17 protein-coding genes are annotated in these 15,361 nt (G+C 66.1%); 8 read left to right on the top strand and 9 right to left on the bottom strand.

Annotated elements, in window-relative coordinates; genetic code table 11:
- Window positions 1-36: 36 nt before the first annotated feature.
- The 8 genes from ACT7DK_RS09670 to ccoN all read right to left on the bottom strand — a co-directional run bounded on the left by ACT7DK_RS09670 (window position 37) and on the right by ccoN (window position 7,093).
- Entirely contained in the window at window positions 37-720 is a 684-nt protein-coding gene (locus ACT7DK_RS09670) for a sulfite exporter TauE/SafE family protein (RefSeq protein WP_445398591.1), read from the bottom strand.
- Window positions 704-904, bottom strand: coding sequence for a cbb3-type cytochrome oxidase assembly protein CcoS (gene ccoS, locus ACT7DK_RS09675; protein ID WP_445398593.1), 201 nt, complete (start codon window positions 902-904; stop codon window positions 704-706). The genes ACT7DK_RS09670 and ccoS overlap by 17 nt, the downstream gene beginning before the upstream one ends.
- Window positions 901-3,270, bottom strand: coding sequence for a heavy metal translocating P-type ATPase (locus ACT7DK_RS09680; RefSeq protein ID WP_445398595.1), 2,370 nt, complete (start codon window positions 3,268-3,270; stop codon window positions 901-903). The genes ccoS and ACT7DK_RS09680 overlap by 4 nt, the downstream gene beginning before the upstream one ends.
- 2 nt (window positions 3,271-3,272) lie before the next feature.
- Window positions 3,273-3,758 (bottom strand): FixH family protein, encoded by a 486-nt coding sequence (locus tag ACT7DK_RS09685; protein ID WP_445398597.1) that lies wholly within the window; start codon window positions 3,756-3,758, stop codon window positions 3,273-3,275.
- Window positions 3,759-3,845: 87 nt separating this feature from the next.
- Entirely contained in the window at window positions 3,846-4,817 is a 972-nt protein-coding gene (gene ccoP, locus ACT7DK_RS09690; protein ID WP_445398599.1) for a cytochrome-c oxidase, cbb3-type subunit III, read from the bottom strand.
- Window positions 4,817-5,035 carry a cbb3-type cytochrome oxidase subunit 3 gene (locus ACT7DK_RS09695; RefSeq protein WP_445398601.1) on the bottom strand — a complete coding sequence of 73 codons (219 nt, stop codon included), beginning with the start codon at window positions 5,033-5,035 and terminating at the stop codon, window positions 4,817-4,819. Before ACT7DK_RS09695 ends, ccoP begins: the two co-directional genes overlap by 1 nt.
- A gap of 9 nt (window positions 5,036-5,044) precedes the next feature.
- Entirely contained in the window at window positions 5,045-5,653 is a 609-nt protein-coding gene (gene ccoO, locus ACT7DK_RS09700; RefSeq protein WP_445398603.1) for a cytochrome-c oxidase, cbb3-type subunit II, read from the bottom strand.
- 15 nt (window positions 5,654-5,668) lie between these two features.
- Complete coding sequence (gene ccoN / locus ACT7DK_RS09705) at window positions 5,669-7,093, bottom strand: cytochrome-c oxidase, cbb3-type subunit I (protein ID WP_445398605.1); 1,425 nt, start codon at window positions 7,091-7,093, stop codon at window positions 5,669-5,671.
- Between the two features lie 309 nt (window positions 7,094-7,402).
- Here ccoN and ACT7DK_RS09710 point away from each other — a divergent pair, with 309 nt between their 5' ends.
- Window positions 7,403-7,873 carry a hypothetical protein gene (locus ACT7DK_RS09710; protein WP_445398607.1) on the top strand — a complete coding sequence of 157 codons (471 nt, stop codon included), beginning with the start codon at window positions 7,403-7,405 and terminating at the stop codon, window positions 7,871-7,873.
- A 3-nt stretch (window positions 7,874-7,876) separates the two neighbouring features.
- Here ACT7DK_RS09710 and ACT7DK_RS09715 read toward each other — a convergent pair whose 3' ends face one another.
- Window positions 7,877-9,775, bottom strand: coding sequence for a sigma-54-dependent Fis family transcriptional regulator (locus ACT7DK_RS09715; protein ID WP_445398609.1), 1,899 nt, complete (start codon window positions 9,773-9,775; stop codon window positions 7,877-7,879).
- Window positions 9,776-9,997: 222 nt separating this feature from the next.
- Between ACT7DK_RS09715 and ACT7DK_RS09720 the strand changes: the two genes are divergently transcribed.
- Genes ACT7DK_RS09720 through ACT7DK_RS09750 form a run of 7 tightly spaced genes read left to right on the top strand, consistent with a single transcriptional unit; the run spans window position 9,998 to window position 15,359 of the window.
- Window positions 9,998-10,984 carry a thiamine pyrophosphate-dependent dehydrogenase E1 component subunit alpha gene (locus tag ACT7DK_RS09720; protein WP_445398611.1) on the top strand — a complete coding sequence of 329 codons (987 nt, stop codon included), beginning with the start codon at window positions 9,998-10,000 and terminating at the stop codon, window positions 10,982-10,984.
- Between the two features lie 17 nt (window positions 10,985-11,001).
- A complete protein-coding gene (locus ACT7DK_RS09725) occupies window positions 11,002-12,108 on the top strand; it encodes a 2,3-butanediol dehydrogenase (RefSeq protein ID WP_445398613.1) in 1,107 nt (368 codons plus the stop codon).
- Window positions 12,105-13,133 carry an alpha-ketoacid dehydrogenase subunit beta gene (locus tag ACT7DK_RS09730; protein WP_445398615.1) on the top strand — a complete coding sequence of 343 codons (1,029 nt, stop codon included), beginning with the start codon at window positions 12,105-12,107 and terminating at the stop codon, window positions 13,131-13,133. Before ACT7DK_RS09725 ends, ACT7DK_RS09730 begins: the two co-directional genes overlap by 4 nt.
- Window positions 13,130-13,372 (top strand): biotin/lipoyl-containing protein, encoded by a 243-nt coding sequence (locus tag ACT7DK_RS09735; protein WP_445398617.1) that lies wholly within the window; start codon window positions 13,130-13,132, stop codon window positions 13,370-13,372. The genes ACT7DK_RS09730 and ACT7DK_RS09735 overlap by 4 nt, the downstream gene beginning before the upstream one ends.
- The gene (locus tag ACT7DK_RS09740; RefSeq protein ID WP_445398619.1) at window positions 13,369-14,070 is read left to right on the top strand and encodes a 2-oxo acid dehydrogenase subunit E2; all 702 of its coding nucleotides are present in this window, start codon (window positions 13,369-13,371) and stop codon (window positions 14,068-14,070) included. Before ACT7DK_RS09735 ends, ACT7DK_RS09740 begins: the two co-directional genes overlap by 4 nt.
- Entirely contained in the window at window positions 14,051-14,791 is a 741-nt protein-coding gene (locus ACT7DK_RS09745) for a lipoate--protein ligase family protein (protein WP_445398621.1), read from the top strand. Before ACT7DK_RS09740 ends, ACT7DK_RS09745 begins: the two co-directional genes overlap by 20 nt.
- Window positions 14,775-15,359 carry a hypothetical protein gene (locus tag ACT7DK_RS09750; protein WP_445398623.1) on the top strand — a complete coding sequence of 195 codons (585 nt, stop codon included), beginning with the start codon at window positions 14,775-14,777 and terminating at the stop codon, window positions 15,357-15,359. Before ACT7DK_RS09745 ends, ACT7DK_RS09750 begins: the two co-directional genes overlap by 17 nt.
- Window positions 15,360-15,361: the final 2 nt, after the last annotated feature.

Consider the following 15,361-nt stretch of genomic DNA (forward strand, 5'->3'; position numbering starts at 1 on the left):
GCACAATCATAGCACCGATGGCGGGCACTTAATAGCTTAGTAAAGCACCGGCAACACCTGGATTACTGTAAACAAACCGTAAAAAATCAATAAGATGCCAGAGCATAGCCGAAAAGTCGGGTGGTTCAGCCAATGCCGCAGGCTCCCCGCCAGCCCCCCCAACGCCAGCAGGGTGGGCAGGGTGCCGAGGCCGAACAGTGCCATCACCAGGGCTCCCTGGCCCATGCCGCCGGACACCGCGCTCCAGGTCAGCGCCGAGTACACCAGGCCGCAGGGCAGCCAGCCCCACACCATGCCGAAGGGCAGGGCGGCCAGGGGATGACGAAAGGGGACGAAGCGGCCGGCCAGGGGCCTGAGATGGCGCCACAGGTGGTTGCCGAGCCGCTCCAGCTGCAGCAGCCCGAACCACCAGCGCGCCAGATAGAGGCCGAGTAGTATCATCATCACCCCGGCCAGCAGCCGCAGCCACATCAGGCCCTGTTTGCCCAGGCTGAGATCCGCCAGGCCGGCGAAGACGCCGCCCACCAGGGCCCCGGCCAGGGCATAGCTCAGGATGCGGCCGGCGTTGTAGCTCAGCAGGTAGAGCCAGTGCAGGCGGCGCTGCTCCTTGGGGACAGCCATGGAGAAGGCCGCCGCCACGCCGCCGCACATGGCGATGCAGTGACCGGCGCCGAGCAGGCCGATCAGCAGCGCGGCCCAGGGGTCAAGCTGGCTGGTCATGGTCGTCCCTGGGTTGGGCCTGGCAATGGGCGTCCTTGTCGTCGTCGAACAGGATGTTGCTGCCCTGGCGGTCCAGATCCTCGAACTGATCGCTTTTCACCGACCAGAAAAAGAGGGCGATGGCGATGGCCACGAAGATAAGGGCGATGGGAATGATCAGGTACCAGATTTCATGGTCGTTCATGAGCGTGACAGCCTCAGGGAGTTGGTCATGACGATAAGCGAGCTGGCCGACATGCCTATCATGGCGAACCAGGGCGACACATGGCCCATGGCCGCCAGCGGCAGTATCACCAGGTTGTAGCCCAGCGCCCAGGAAAAATTCTGCTTGATCACCCGCCGGCAGCGGCCGGCCACCCGGCGGGCGGTGAGGAGGTGCCGCAGATCGTCGCCGAGCAGGATGGCGTCGGCGCTGTTCTTGGCGATGTCGGTACCGCCGGCCATGGCGAAGGAGACAGCAGCACCGGCCAGCACGGGGGCGTCGTTGATGCCGTCGCCCGTCATCAGGCAGACCTCGCCGGCGGCATCCCGGGCGCGCAGATAGGCCAGCTTGTCGTCGGGGCTGGCATTCTTGACCAGTTCGTCCACCCCCAGCCGGGCGGCCACCTTGTCCGCCTGGCCGGAGCCGTCGCCGGTGAGGATGGTGGTGGCCAGCCCCTGCTCCCGGCAATGGCGGATCAACTGCTCGGCATCGTCCCGCAGCGGATCGGTCAGCTCGAAGCGCGCCACGGGGCCCTGCTCGTCGGCCAGATAGACGCACAGCGCGTCGTCTTCGGCGCCGGGGTTGAGCCAGGCGGCGCTGCCCAGGCGCCAGCGCTGGCCGTCAATCACCCCGCGCAGGCCCCGGCCGACAAGATTTTCCCGTTCGCTTACCGCCAGCCGAGGATCCCGGTAGGCGCGAAAGGCGCGGGCGATGGGGTGCTCGGACTGGGCTTCCAGGGCGGCGGCGATGGCCAGCACCTCGGCCTCGGCGCGCGTGTCCAGCAGACTGACCGAGGCCAGGGCCACCTCGCCCCGGGTCAGGGTGCCGGTCTTGTCGAACACCATGCGGGTAGCCTTGGGCAGGGTATCCAGCACATGGCCCCGGCGGGCCAGAACGCCGGCACGGGACAGGCGGGCACTGGCCACGGTCAGTGCCGTGGGGGTGGCCAGCGACAGGGCACAGGGGCAGGTGGCCACCAGCACCGACAGCATCACCCAGAATGCCCTGTCCGCATCGAGCTGCAGCCAGACCAGATAGGTGGCCAGGGTCACCAGCAGCAGCCCCGCCACGAAGTAGCGGGACAGCTGATCGGCCAGCACCGCCACCCGTGGCTTCTCCAGCAGTGCGTCGTCCTGGGCGCGCAGGATTTCCGATACCCGGGCGTCGGCCAGGGGGCGCAGCACCCGCAGCCGCAGCGGGGACTCCACATTGGTGGTGCCGGCAAATACCCGCTCGCCGGTGCCGCGGCGCACCGGCAGATGCTCGCCGGTGAGCATGGACTCGTCCACGCTGGTGCTGCCCTCGAGAATTTCCGCATCCGCCGGGATCTGGCTGCCCGGAGCCACCAGCACCAGCTGGCCCGGGACCAGGGTCTTGGCGGCGACTTCCCGTTCGCCATCGGGCGTTTCCAGCCGGGCCAGCATGGGGATATGGTGGCTCAGGTTGGCGCTGCTCTCCGACGCCTTGCGCTTGGCGCGCATCTCCAGGAAGCGGCCGGTGAGCAGCAGGAAAGCGAACATGGACACGCATTCGTAATAGACCTCGCCGGTGTCGGTGACGGTGGCGTAGACGGAGGCGACGAAGGCGAAGATCATCGCCAGGGACACCGGCAAATCCATGTTCAGCGCCCGGTTTCTGATGCCGCGCCAGGCATTGCGGTAGAAGGGCAGGGCGGAGTAGGCCATCACCGGTACCGACAGCCAAAGGCTGACCCAGCGGAAATACTGCACCAGATCCACATCGATGTCGGGAAAGAGATCCTCGTAGAGGGCGAAACCCACCATCATCACCTGCATGCTGGCGATGCCGGCCACGCCCAGGCGCAGCAGGTAGGACTTCACCTCCTGCCGGTAAGCCTGCTCCTGCACCTGGGGCAGGAAGGGGCGGGCCTGGTAGCCGATTTCCGCGAAGGCGGCCAGCAGCCGGCTCAGGGCAACCTGCTCCGGATCCCAGCGCAGCCGGGCCCGCTCGGTGGTGCTGTTGACCTGGATGAGCCGGACCCCCGGCAACTGGGACAGATGGCGTTCGATCAGCCAGGCGCAGGCGGCGCAGCTCAGGCCGCTTATCGACAACTGCGCCTCTTTCAATTGGTCCCGCTCGCTCACGAAATCCTGCTGGATGTCGGCCAGATCGTAGTGTTGCAGCCGTTTCAGCTCGTCGGGCACGGCCTCGGCCCTGGACGCCGGCGCACTGCGGTGCAGATAATAGCTGCCGAGGCCGCAGTCGACGATGGTATGGGCCACCGCCTGACAGCCCGGGCAGCAGCAGGCCTGCTGCTCACCCTCGAATTCGAAGCGGAAGTCGACGCCGGCCGGCACCGGCTCTCCACAGTGGAAACAACCGGTCATGCTCAATGCCCGGCGCGGATGACAAGCCGGTCGGGGATGGGCAGACGGATGCGCTGCTGCATTCGCCAGCGACCGTCGAAAGCCTCTATCTGCAGGTTCCACTGGCCTTCCATCAGGGGGTGCTCAGGGCGGTAGCGGTAAATGCCGTCGCCGCTGCTGGTGAGCAGGCGCGCCAGATCCTGATCGGCCAGGGTGGGGTGGCTGAAGCGGATGCGCACGGCTTCCCCTTCGACGTGCTGCCCCTGCAGGCGCAGGGACAGCACCCCCTCCTGAAACGCGAGTTCGGCCGTCAGGCCGAGGCGCTCGGCCTCCTTCAGTTCGCTCAGATCCTGGTTGATGGCCCGGCCTTTTTTGTAGTAGTCATCCACTACCATGCTGTCGGCCCCTTGGTAGGCGATACGAAAGGTATAGAGGCTGGCCACCACGGCGCACAGGGGCAGGGTGATCAGGAACCAGGGCCAGAATTGCTGATACCAGGGACGTTGCATAACGAATTCCTACGACAAAAAAGCGGACACTAATATAACAAAAAGCCCCGGCGAGCGGGGCTTTTTCCATCAAGCCCGGTGGGCCTATCAGTTACTGTTCAGGCTGTAAACGTAAGCCGCCAGCAGGTGTACCTTGTCCTCGCCCAGGATGTTGTCCCAGGCGGGCATGACACCGGCACGGCCATGACGGATGGAGTCTTCCACCGCCGCGCGGGAACCGCCATACAGCCAGATACCGTCGGTCAGGTTGGGCGCGCCCATGGCCACGTTACCGGTGCCGTCCATGCCATGACAGGCGGCACAGACCGCGAAGCGGGCCTGCCCCTTCTGGGCTTCAACCTCGTCTACCCGGCGACCGGACAGGCTCAGTACATAGGAGGTCACTTCCTTCACGCCATCCTCGCCCAGGCTGTCGCCCCAGGCGGGCATGGCGCCCTTGCGGCCGTGCATGATGGTGGTCTTGATCTGGTCAGGATTGCCGCCATACAGCCAGTCCGCATCGGCCAGGTTGGGGAAGCCGCGAGCACCGCGGGCATCGGAACCGTGGCACTGGGCGCAGTTCTGCAGGAACAGACGCTGGCCCACCTTGGTGGCGTTTTCGTCCTGGGCAAGGTCGGCGATGGCGCGGTAGGTCTGACCGTCGGCCTCGTAGGCCAGCTCCCGGAAGCGGGCACCGAACACCTCATCGGCCTTGACCATCTCCCGGTCATACTGCACCAGCTTGCCCTGTTCACGGGCGTCGGCCGCCGCGGCGCGGGACTCTTCCAGCGAGCGGATGTCCTGGTTGGAACTCTGCCAGCCCAGCAGGCCTTTGAAGTTGCCCAGGCCCGGGTACAGCGCCAGGTAGAACAGGGAGAACACGATCATGAAAACAAACAGGTAGCTCCACCACTTGGGCAGGGGGTTGTTTATTTCCGAGATACCGTCGAAGGTATGACCGGTGGGGGCGCCTTCTTCGATGCCCATTTTGTCCTTGGTACACCAGATCAGCAGTGCCAGACAGCCGAAAATGGTTCCCAAGCTAATCACGGTTACAAAAACACTTAGAAAAGTACTCATTATTTATTAGCTCCTGCGCGATCCTGCTCAGTACCCCGGCGTTTTCCGTGCGCTTTCTCTTCCTCATCGAAGATAGAGTTGGCGGCGTCGTCAAACGAGCCTTTGCGGCGCTTGCTGTAGGCCCACCATACGATGCCTGCAAACAGCACCAGCAGCGCCAGGGTCTGAAAGCTGATCAACATGGGCTTCAGGGCTTCCAAGGTACTGATATCCATCATCGACTCCGATTATTTAAGGGCGTGTCCCAGGGACTGCAGATAGGCAATGATGGCGTCCATCTCGGACTTGCCCTTCACCGCGGCCTCGGCACCGTCGATATCGGCATCGGTGTAGGGCACACCGAAGCTATCACGGAACAGGCGCAGCTTGTTGGCAGTGTCCTGGCCGTCCAGGGTGTTGGTTTCCAGCCAGGGGAAAGCGGGCATGTTCGACTCGGGCACCACGGCGCGCGGATCGAGCAGGTGCACCCGGTGCCACTCGTCGGAGTAACGACCGCCCACCCGGGCCAGATCGGGACCGGTACGCTTGGAGCCCCACAGGAAGGGATGCTCCCACACACTCTCGCCGGCGACGGAATAGTGGCCGTAGCGTTCGGTTTCGGCCCGGAACGGGCGGATCATCTGACTGTGGCAGACGTGACAGCCTTCGCGGATGTAGATATCACGGCCTTCCATCTCCAGTGCGGTGTAGGGGCGCAGGCCTTCCACCGGCTCGTTGGTTTGCTGCTGGAAGAACAGCGGCACGATTTCCACCAGGCCACCGAAGCTGATGGCGACCACGGTCAACAACGCCAACCAGGTTACGTTCTTTTCGACCAGTTCATGACGGCTTTTCATTCACGAGTCTCCTTCTTAGGCCGGTTGGGGGATGGCTTGCAGGGAGCCTTGCGGCGCCTTGATGGTGCGGTAAGTGTTGTACAGCATCAGCAGCATACCGGCCACGAAGAAGCAGCCACCGAGGAAGCGGACGAAGTAGAACGGATAAGACGCCTGCAGACTTTCCACGAAGCTGTAGGTCAGGGTGCCGTCTTCATTCACCGCCCGCCACATCAGGCCCTGCATCACGCCGCTGATCCACATGGCGACGATGTACAGTACGGTGCCGATGGTCGCCAGCCAGAAGTGCACGTTGATCAGCTTGATGCTGTACATGCGGTCCTGGCCGAACAGGTTGGGGATCAGGTGATAAACGGAGCCGATAGACACCATTGCGACCCAACCCAGGGCACCGGAGTGCACGTGACCGACGGTCCAGTCGGTGTAGTGGGACAGGGCGTTCACCGTCTTGATCGCCATCATCGGGCCTTCGAAGGTGGACATGCCATAGAAGGACAGGGACACGATCAGGAAGCGCAGCACCGGGTCGTAGCGCAGTTTGTGCCAGGCGCCGGACAGGGTCATGATGCCGTTGATCATGCCGCCCCAGGAGGGCACGAACAGGATCAGCGACATCACCATGCCGAGGGACTGGGCCCAGTCGGGCAGGGCGGTATAGTGCAGGTGGTGCGGGCCGGCCCAGATGTAGAGGGTGATCAGCGCCCAGAAGTGCACGATGGACAGGCGGTAGGAATACACCGGCCGACCGGCCTGCTTGGGCACGAAGTAGTACATCATGCCGAGGAAACCGGCGGTGAGCAGGAAGCCCACGGCGTTATGGCCATACCACCACTGGATCATGGCATCGGCCGCGCCGGAATACATGGAGTAGGACTTCATGCCATTCAGCGGCATCGCCATGCTGTTCACGATATGCAGCACCGCCACGGTCAGGATGAAGCCGCCGTAGAACCAGTTGGCCACATAGATGTGGGAGGTGTTGCGCTTGTACAGGGTGCCGAAGAAGACGATGGCGTAGGCCACCCACACCACGGCGATGGCGATGTCGATCGGCCACTCCAGCTCGGCGTATTCCTTGCTGGTGGTGTAACCGAGCGGCAGGGTGATCACCGCAGAGAGGATGATGGCCTGCCAGCCCCAGAACACGAAGGATGCCAGGGAGCCACCGAACAGGCGGGTCTGACAGGTACGCTGAACCACGTAAAAGGAGGTTGCCATCAGGGCGCTCACACCAAAGGCGAAAATAACCGCATTGGTGTGCAACGGACGCAACCGGCTGTAGGTCAGCCAGGGAGTTTCAAAGTTGAGGGCAGGCCAGATAAGTTGTGCTGCGATAAGCACGCCCAACGACATACCCACAACGCCCCAGATCACGGTCATCACCGTCATCTGGCGAACTACTGTGTAGTTGTAGTTTGGTTGATTATTAGTTTGACTCATCGTTATAGTTCCGCTTCCACTGCTGTTATTCAGGTTTGTGCTCACCCAGGGTGCTCACGTCGGAAGGATTAAAGACAACCGTTTTTCACCGGTATGCTCAGGCACCCCGAGGCTCTCGTTAACTGTTTGTTAACAAAGAAAATCGGGAGGTACTGAAAACACCGCGCAGATGATAAATGAGTGGCTGCAAAAATAACAGTATAAACAGTAATATGATTACCACTTAACCCCGCCATAAGGCATAAGGGACCGCCTTGATCGAGATCAATCGGTGTAGTGAGTTGTATGCAATACAGGACATAAATTGGTATGAGAGACCGTCTGACCGGCCCTAAGCTGGTGCAAATCTTGTTGGTGCTGGGGATTCTGTCGGGGGCTTTTTGGTTGCGCACCTGCGCCGACGGCCACGATACCACTGTATTAGAGAAAGAAAATGTTGATTTTTGTGACATATCTCACGAAAGCTGTCTGCAGAGCCTGGAGGGGCTGCAGGCCGAGGCCCGCCTGCATGCCGAGCACCTGGCCGCCGAGCAGCCCTTCCGGCTGGAGGTGCGTTTCTCCGACCCGCAGGTGCAAGTGACCCGCAGCGTGCTGGAGGGGGAGAGCATGTACATGGGGACCCTGCCGGCCCAGCTCGAGCAGGGCGAGCCCGGCCTCTGGCGGGGCCAGGCGCTGGTGGGGGCCTGCACCGAGGCCCGCATGATCTGGGCCTGGGTGCTGGATGTCGAGCAGGGGGAAGAAAGCCGGCGGCTGAAATTCCTGTTCGAGGTGCGTCGCTGAACCTCAGCGCCCGCCCTTGTTGGGCGACACCAGGCCGTGGCGGTTGATCTTGCGGTGCAGGGTGGCCCGGCTGATGCCCAGTGCCTCGGCCGCCCGGGTGATGGTCCACTGGCAGCGCTCCAGGGTGTCCAGCAACAGTTGTCGCTCCTGCTGCTCCCGGGCCGCCGCCAGGGGCGGACGCGCTTCCTCTTCCCGTGATGGTGCGAAACCGGCGCCAAGCACCTCGTCGGGCAGGTGTTCGGGCCCGATCATGTCTTCATCGGCCATGGCCAGGGCATACTGCAGCACGCTCTTGAGCTGGCGGATATTGCCGGGCCAGGCATAGCCGAGCAGCCGTTGTTCCACGTCGGCGCCGAGCGCCGGGGCCGGCCCGGCCGCCAGCTCCGCCAGCAGCCGCCGGATCAGGGCCCGGCGGTCCTGCCGCTCCCGCAGCGGCGGCAGGCCGACCCTGAGCGCGCTGATCCGATAGTAGAGATCCTCCCGGAAGCGTCCCTCGGCCACCAGTCCGGTCAGCTCCCGGTGGGTGGCACAGATCACGTTGAGCTCGACCGACACCGGCCTGAGCTCGCCCACCGGGGTCACCTCCTGCTCCGCCAGCACCCGCAGCAGCCGGGTCTGCAGCGCCAGCGGCATGTCGCCGATCTCGTCCAGGAACAGGGTGCCGCCGGAGCTGGCGGCGATCTTGCCCTGCTTGCCGCCCTTGAGTGCCCCGGTAAAGCTGCCGGCGCCGTAGCCGAACAGCTCGCTTTCGATCAGGCTTTCGGGAATGGCGGCGCAGTTGAGGGTCACGAAGGGCTGGTCGCGCCGTGCGCTGCTGTTATGCAGGGCCCGGGCCCAGACTTCCTTGCCGGTACCGGTTTCCCCCTGGATCAGGATGCTGATGCCCCTGTCCACCATCCGCCGGCAGATGGCGGCCTGGCGCAACAGGCCGGGATCCTCGCCGGCGGCCTGCTCCAGCGGATCCGGCTCCCGGCTCGTGTTGACGGCGGGGGTAGCACGGAAGGCCGGTGCCAGTCGCCAGGCCTGCCACCGGCACAGGCCGAGGGGACAGGGCGAGTCGGGCCGGCTGGCCAGCAGGGGCTCGAGCCCGACCCCGAGCAGTTCGCTCACCGGCTGGCCCAGCAAGGGGCCCCGCTGGTGGAAGGAGAGCAGGCGCAGCAGGGCGGTGCTCAGGCCCCGCACCCGGCCGCCCTCGTCCAGGGCCAGCAGGGCGGTGGGCTCCGCCACCGGCCCCCGGGTGCTCACCGCCACCAGCAGGGTGTCGGCGTGGTGGCGGCGGAACAACAGGGCTTCCAGCTCGTCGGCGGTCTGCTGCACCAGTCCCAGGGCCAGTTGCTGGCGAACCTTGCTGCCCTGGGCGTAGGTGGAGATGTCGATGGCCCCCAGCAGGCTGCCGTCGCCGGCGAACAGGGGGGCGGTGGAGCAGCTGAAGGGGTAGAGGCCGGCATCGAAATGCTCCCCCGCGTAGACGGTGATGGGCTGGCCGGTGGCCAGGCAGGTACCCAGGCCATTGGTGCCCACCAGGGCCTCGGTCCACACCGAGCCCGGGGCCATGCCCTTGCGGGCCAGCTCGGGGCTGGCGTCCGCATCCTGGTAGCTGGCCACCACCACGCCCTGGGCGTCGGTCAGCAGCAGGTTGTAGCCGGCCTCGACGGCGCTGCGGCGCAACCGGGTCAGGGCCGGGGCCGGGACCGGCTGGTTCAGCAGCACGTCCAGGGGCTCGCGCAGGGCCTTCAGCTCGGTGGCGCTCAACCGGGGACGGGGATGGGCATGGCCGGGATCGAGCCGGTACTGCTCCAGGCAACGGCGCCAGGAGCCGATAATCAGCGGATCCGCTATCCGGTTGTCCGGCCCCAGGCGCTCGCCCAGCAATCGGGCAACGGCATCATCCGGTAACGACATGGCACCTCTCCTCGCTCTTTCCTTTGTTTCAGTATCGGCCAGCTTGCGACAGCTGTAACACCCCGGCTGCGACAGCTGTCGCAGGGCTGCAACACCTGGGTGCCGATAGCAACCGCTCGGATCCCCGGCACAGCCTGTAAACACGCCATTAACACCCTTTTATCATCTTTGGCACAGCCTTTGCGAGTGCTCCTTCGTCATCACCACAGCGAAGGAGGGGATATGAAACCCGAACGCACCCAATTGCACTGGATGTATCAACAGATGCTGGTCAGTCGCTTCTTCGAGGAAGCGATCGAGAAAATCTACATGGAAGGCAAGAGCCCCGCCTTCAACATGGCCAAGGGGCCCATCCCCGGCGAAATGCACCTGTCCAACGGCCAGGAGCCCTGTGCCGTGGGAGTCTGTGCCCACCTGTCGGCCAGCGACATCGTCACCGCCACCCACCGGCCCCACCATATCGCCATCGCCAAGGGGGTGAACCTGAACGAGATGGCGGCGGAGATCTTCGGCAAGGAAACGGGGCTGAGCGGCGGCCGCGGCGGCCATATGCACCTGTTCGACGGCCGGGTGAACTTTTCCTGCTCCGGCATCATCGCCCAGGGCATGGGCCCGGCGGTGGGCGCGGCCCTGTCGCGCAAGCTGCAGGGCAAACCCGGGGTGGCGGTGGCCTTTCTCGGCGAAGGCGCGGCCAACCAGGGCGCCTTCCACGAAACCCTGAACCTGGCGGCGGTATGGCAGCTGCCGGTGGTGTTCGTGATCGAGGACAACGCCTGGGGCATCTCGGTGGCCAAGCGCCAGTCCACCGCGGTGGACCGTAACGACGGCCGCGCCGCCGCCTACGGCATGCCCGGCACCTTCGTGCCCGGCAACGACCCCGTCGCCATCTTCGCGGCGGCGGGCGAGGCCATCGACCGGGCCCGCCGGGGCGAGGGGCCCAGCCTGATCGAAATCGAAACCTACCGCCTGGCCGGCCACTTTATGGGCGACGCCGAGGGCTACCGGCCCAAGGGCGAGAAGGAAGCGCTGCAGGCAAGGGATCCCATTCCCGCCTTCCGCACCCTGCTGCTCGAAGAGGACGCCCTGACCGAGGCGGAAGACCAGCGCCTGGTGCAGGCCGCCCGCGAGCGGGTGGACGCCGCCATCCGCTTCGCCCGGGACAGTGCCTACCCGGCGCCGGAAGCCGCCCTGGAAAAGGTATTCGTGTGATGCATGAGGAACTCACCATGAACCAAGCAACCACCATGAGCGCCGCCGTCTGGCACGGCCGCCAGGATATCCGCCTGGAGCGGGTCCCGCGTCCGGCGGCGCCGGCACCGGGCTGGGCCCAGATCAGGGTGCACTGGTGCGGCATCTGCGGCTCCGATCTGCACGAATACCTGGCCGGGCCGGTGTTCATTCCCGTCGATGAGCCCCATCCGCTCACCGGCCTCAAGGGGCAGTGCATCCTCGGCCACGAGTTCTGCGGCGAGATAGTGGCCCTGGGCGAGGGCGTCGCGGGTTTTGCCGCCGGCGACCGGGTCACCGCCGACGCCTGCCAGCACTGCGGCGAGTGCCGCTACTGCCGGGAAGGCAAGATCAACCTGTGCGAGCGGCTGGCCTTTACCGGCCTGATGAACGACGGCGCCTTCGCCGAATACGTCAACGTGCCCGCCAAGCTGCTGTACCGGCTGCCCGCGGGCTTTCCGCTCGAGGCGGGCGCCCTGATTGAACCGCTGGCGGTGGGCATGCACGCGGTCCGCCAGGCCGGCGACATCACCGGCAAGACCCTGGTGGTGGTGGGCGCCGGCACCATAGGGCTGTGCACCATCATGTGCGCCCGGGCCGCCGGCGCCGGCCGCATCATCGCCCTGGAAATGTCGACGGCGCGCAAGCAGAAGGCGCTGGAGGTGGGCGCCAGCCTGGTGCTGGATCCCGCCAACTGCGACGCCGTGGCCGAGGTGAAGGCACTGACCGGCGGCGACGGCGCCGACCTGTCCATCGAGTGCATCGGTCACAAGCAGACCGCCAAGCTCGCCATCGACGTGCTGCGCAAGGCCGGCCGCTGCGTGCTGGTCGGCATCTTCGAGGAGCCGAGCGAGTTCAATTTCTTCGACATCGTCGCCACCGAGAAGCAGGTGGTCGGCGCCCTGGCCTACAGCGGCGAATTTGCCGAGGTCATCGCCCTGATCGACCAGGGGCGGATGGACGTCACGCCGCTGATCACCGGGCGGATCCCGCTCGATCACATCATCGAGCAGGGCTTCGAGGAACTGGTACACAACAAGGATCGCAACGTGAAGATCATCGTGAGCCCCGGCCGGGCCCACGCCACAGAAGGAGCCGCATCATGACCGCCACCACCAAGGAACGCAAACTGACCATCGCCCGGGCCATGGCCGAGGCCATCGCCCAGGAGATGCGCACCGATCCCACCGTGTTCGTGATGGGCGAGGACATAGGCCCGCTCGGCGGGGTGTTCGGCAACACCCGCGGCCTCTACGACGAATTCGGCCCGGAGCGGGTGCGCGACACCCCCATCTCGGAAACCGCTTTTATCGGCGCCGCCGTCGGGGCGGCCTCCGACGGCATGAGGCCCATCGTCGAGCTGATGTTCGTCGACTTCTTCGGGGTCTGCATGGACGCCATCTACAACCTGATGGCCAAGAACACCTACTTCTCCGGCGGCAAGATCCCGGTGCCCATGGTGCTGATGGCCTCCACCGGCGGCGGCTACAGCGACGCCGGCCAGCATTCTCAGTGCCTGCACGCCACCTTCGCCCACCTGCCGGGCATGAAGGTGGTGGCCCCCTCCAACGCCTACGACGCCAAGGGGCTGATGATCGCCGCCATCCGCGACAACAACCCGGTGGTGTTCCTGTTCCACAAGGCGCTGCAGGGCATGGGCTGGCTCGGCACCGAGAAGGACGCCATCGTCCACGTGCCGGAAGAGGCCTACCAGTTGCCCATCGGCCAGGCGGCGGTGGTGCGCGAAGGCCGCGACGTCACCATCGTCGGCATCACCTCCGGGGTGCACCACGGCCTGAAGGCGGCCCGCCTCCTGGCGGAGGAGGGCATCAGCGCCGAGGTGGTGGACCTGCGCGCCCTGGTGCCGCTGGACCGCGACACCGTGCTGGCCTCGGTGGCCAGGACCGGCCGCCTGCTGGTGGTGGACGAGGACTACCACAGCTTCGGACTGAGCGGCGAGATCATCGCCTCCGTCGCCGAACGGGGCCTGGCCCTGAAGGCCCCGCCCAAACGGCTGGCCTTTCCCGACATTCCCATTCCCTTTACCCCGCCGATGGAGCAATGGGCGCTGCCCAGCGCGGACAAGGTCGTCCAGGCCTGTCGGCAACTGATGCAGGAGCAACAAGCATGAGCCACGCCATTCTCATCCCCCATGATCTCTGGGAAGAAGCCGACGACGCGGTGATCACCGCCTGGCTGTCGTCCGACGGCGACGCGGTCGAGGCCGGCCAGGTGGTGGCCGAGATCATGGTGCAAAAGATACAGCACGACATCCTGGCCCCGGCGGCCGGCCGCCTGCGTATCCTTAAGGAAGCGGACGAAGTGGTCGCCAAGGGCGAGCAGATCGCCGAACTGGAGGACGCATCATGACCACGGTTGCCGACATCCGCCGCACCCCGCTCAGGGGCATGCGCGCCATGATCGCCGGCGCCATGCGCAAGAGCCTGGACGAGGCGGCCCAGCTCAGCCACCAGGGGGAGTGCGACGTCACCGCCCTGCTGGAGCACAAGGCGGCCCTGGACGAGGCGGGCATCCGGGTGTCGCTGGAGGATCTGCTGGCCCACGGCCTGATCCGGGCGCTGCGGCGGCATCCGCTGCTCAACGGCCGGCTGGAGGGCAACGAGATCCTGCATTACGACGCGGTGCACCTGAGTTTTGCCATGGCCCTGAGCGAGACCCAACTGGTGGCCCCGGCGCTGTTCGACGCCGAGCGGCTGAGCCTGACCGAGCTGGCGGCGGCGCGCAAGGCGCTGGTGGCGCGGGCCCGGGCCGGCCGGCTGTCGGTGAGCGAGATGACCGGCGGCACCTTCACCCTCACCAACCTGGGTCGCTCGCGGGTGCGCTTCTTCACCCCGGTCATCAACCTGCCGCAGCTGGCCATCCTCGGCATCGGCGAAACCCGGCGGGTGCCGGTGGTCGGCGCCGACGGCGAGATACGGGTGCGCTCCCTGATGGGGCTGTCACTCACCTTCGACCACAGGGCGGTGGACGGCGGACCGGCCGCCGCCTTCTTCGACACCCTGTGCCGGTTGCTGGAAGGAGAACCCGATGAGCCTGCCCAACCCTGATGCCCTGCCCGGCGGGCTGCCGCCGCTGCTGAGCCCGGAGCAGGGGCTGGCCCGGGAGCAGCAACTGCTGGAGGCGGTGGTGCGCGGCGGGCGGGACTACGGCTTCCTGCTCTGGCGCAGCCGCCGTGCCCTGGTGGTGCCCACCGCCTCGAGCCGGCTGCCGGGCTTCGAGCTCGCCGGCCAGCGCCTGGCCCGGCGCGGCTGGCCCCTGGTGCTGCGCCAGACCGGGGGCGATCTCACGGTGCAGAGCCCGCACCTGCTCAACGTGGCCATGGTGTTCACCCTCACCCCGGCCCCCGGGGCCATCGGCCAGGCCTACCGGCGCTTCTGCCGGCCGCTGCTCGCGGCCCTGGCAGAGATGGGCATCGACGCCTACTGTGGCGCCGTGCCCGGGGCCTTCTGCGATGGCGATTACAACCTGGTGGTGGACGGCCGCAAGCTCGCCGGCACCGCCCAGCGGTGGCGCAAGGCGCAGGGGCGGGAGACCCAGGCGGTGCTGGCCCATGCCGCCATCCTCTGCGACGAGGACGAGGGCGAGCTGTGCCGGCTGACCAACGACTTTTACCGCTACTGCCGGCAACCCCAGCGGGTGCGGGAAGACCGGCACGTGACCGTCTCCCGCCTGCTGGGGCTGGGGCCCGGTCACAGCGCCATGGCGCTGCTGGGGCGCACCCTGCAGCAGCATCTTTCACGGAGGAATGAAGATGAAGGACAAGCATGAACGGATACCGGTGGCCGAGGTGGAGGCCAGCGCGGATCTCGGCCGGCGGCGCTTTCTGGCCGCGGGCAGCATGGTGGCCCTGGGGGTGGGCGCCCTGTCGGCCTCCGGCCTCGAGGCCTCGGCCCGGGAAGCCCTGGCCCGGGAGTTCACCCTGCTGGGCGCCGAGGCCGGCAACACCCTGCTGGTGCTGGCCCGGGACATCTTTCCCCACGACCACATCGAGGACCGCTACTACCGGCAGGCCCTGGCGCCGCTCGAGGCCCAGGCCGCCGACGACGCTGAGCTCAGGCAACTGCTGGCCGAGGGCACGGCCACCCTGGACGAGCTGGCCGGGGCGCGTTTCCAGCGGCCCTACGCCGCCATCGAGCGGGAGAGCGACCGCCTGATGCTGCTCTACCTGATCGAGCACGGCGCCTTCTTCCAGCGGCTGAAGGGCCACCTGGTCACCGGTTTCTACGACAACAAGGAAGTCTGGCCCCTGTTCGGCTACGAGGGCTCGTCCTGGGAGCAGGGCGGCTACCTCAACCGGGGCTTCAACGACATCGACTGGCTGGAGCAGGACGCCTGAGC

It is taken from the genome of Zobellella sp. An-6 (genome assembly GCF_052487945.1).

Coding starts and splice junctions, on each gene's coding strand:
- ACT7DK_RS09750 (WP_445398623.1), top strand. CDS start 14,775: ATGAAGGACAAGCATGAACGGATACCGGTGGCCGAGGTGGAGGCCAGC.
- ACT7DK_RS09710 (WP_445398607.1), top strand. CDS start 7,403: ATGAGAGACCGTCTGACCGGCCCTAAGCTGGTGCAAATCTTGTTGGTG.
- ccoP (WP_445398599.1), bottom strand. CDS start 4,817: ATGAGTACTTTTCTAAGTGTTTTTGTAACCGTGATTAGCTTGGGAACC.
- ACT7DK_RS09720 (WP_445398611.1), top strand. CDS start 9,998: ATGAAACCCGAACGCACCCAATTGCACTGGATGTATCAACAGATGCTG.
- ccoN (WP_445398605.1), bottom strand. CDS start 7,093: ATGAGTCAAACTAATAATCAACCAAACTACAACTACACAGTAGTTCGC.
- ACT7DK_RS09685 (WP_445398597.1), bottom strand. CDS start 3,758: ATGCAACGTCCCTGGTATCAGCAATTCTGGCCCTGGTTCCTGATCACC.
- ACT7DK_RS09745 (WP_445398621.1), top strand. CDS start 14,051: ATGAGCCTGCCCAACCCTGATGCCCTGCCCGGCGGGCTGCCGCCGCTG.
- ACT7DK_RS09730 (WP_445398615.1), top strand. CDS start 12,105: ATGACCGCCACCACCAAGGAACGCAAACTGACCATCGCCCGGGCCATG.
- ACT7DK_RS09740 (WP_445398619.1), top strand. CDS start 13,369: ATGACCACGGTTGCCGACATCCGCCGCACCCCGCTCAGGGGCATGCGC.
- ccoS (WP_445398593.1), bottom strand. CDS start 904: ATGAACGACCATGAAATCTGGTACCTGATCATTCCCATCGCCCTTATC.
- ACT7DK_RS09735 (WP_445398617.1), top strand. CDS start 13,130: ATGAGCCACGCCATTCTCATCCCCCATGATCTCTGGGAAGAAGCCGAC.
- ACT7DK_RS09670 (WP_445398591.1), bottom strand. CDS start 720: ATGACCAGCCAGCTTGACCCCTGGGCCGCGCTGCTGATCGGCCTGCTC.
- ACT7DK_RS09725 (WP_445398613.1), top strand. CDS start 11,002: ATGAACCAAGCAACCACCATGAGCGCCGCCGTCTGGCACGGCCGCCAG.
- ACT7DK_RS09680 (WP_445398595.1), bottom strand. CDS start 3,270: ATGACCGGTTGTTTCCACTGTGGAGAGCCGGTGCCGGCCGGCGTCGAC.
- ccoO (WP_445398603.1), bottom strand. CDS start 5,653: ATGAAAAGCCGTCATGAACTGGTCGAAAAGAACGTAACCTGGTTGGCG.
- ACT7DK_RS09695 (WP_445398601.1), bottom strand. CDS start 5,035: ATGATGGATATCAGTACCTTGGAAGCCCTGAAGCCCATGTTGATCAGC.
- ACT7DK_RS09715 (WP_445398609.1), bottom strand. CDS start 9,775: ATGTCGTTACCGGATGATGCCGTTGCCCGATTGCTGGGCGAGCGCCTG.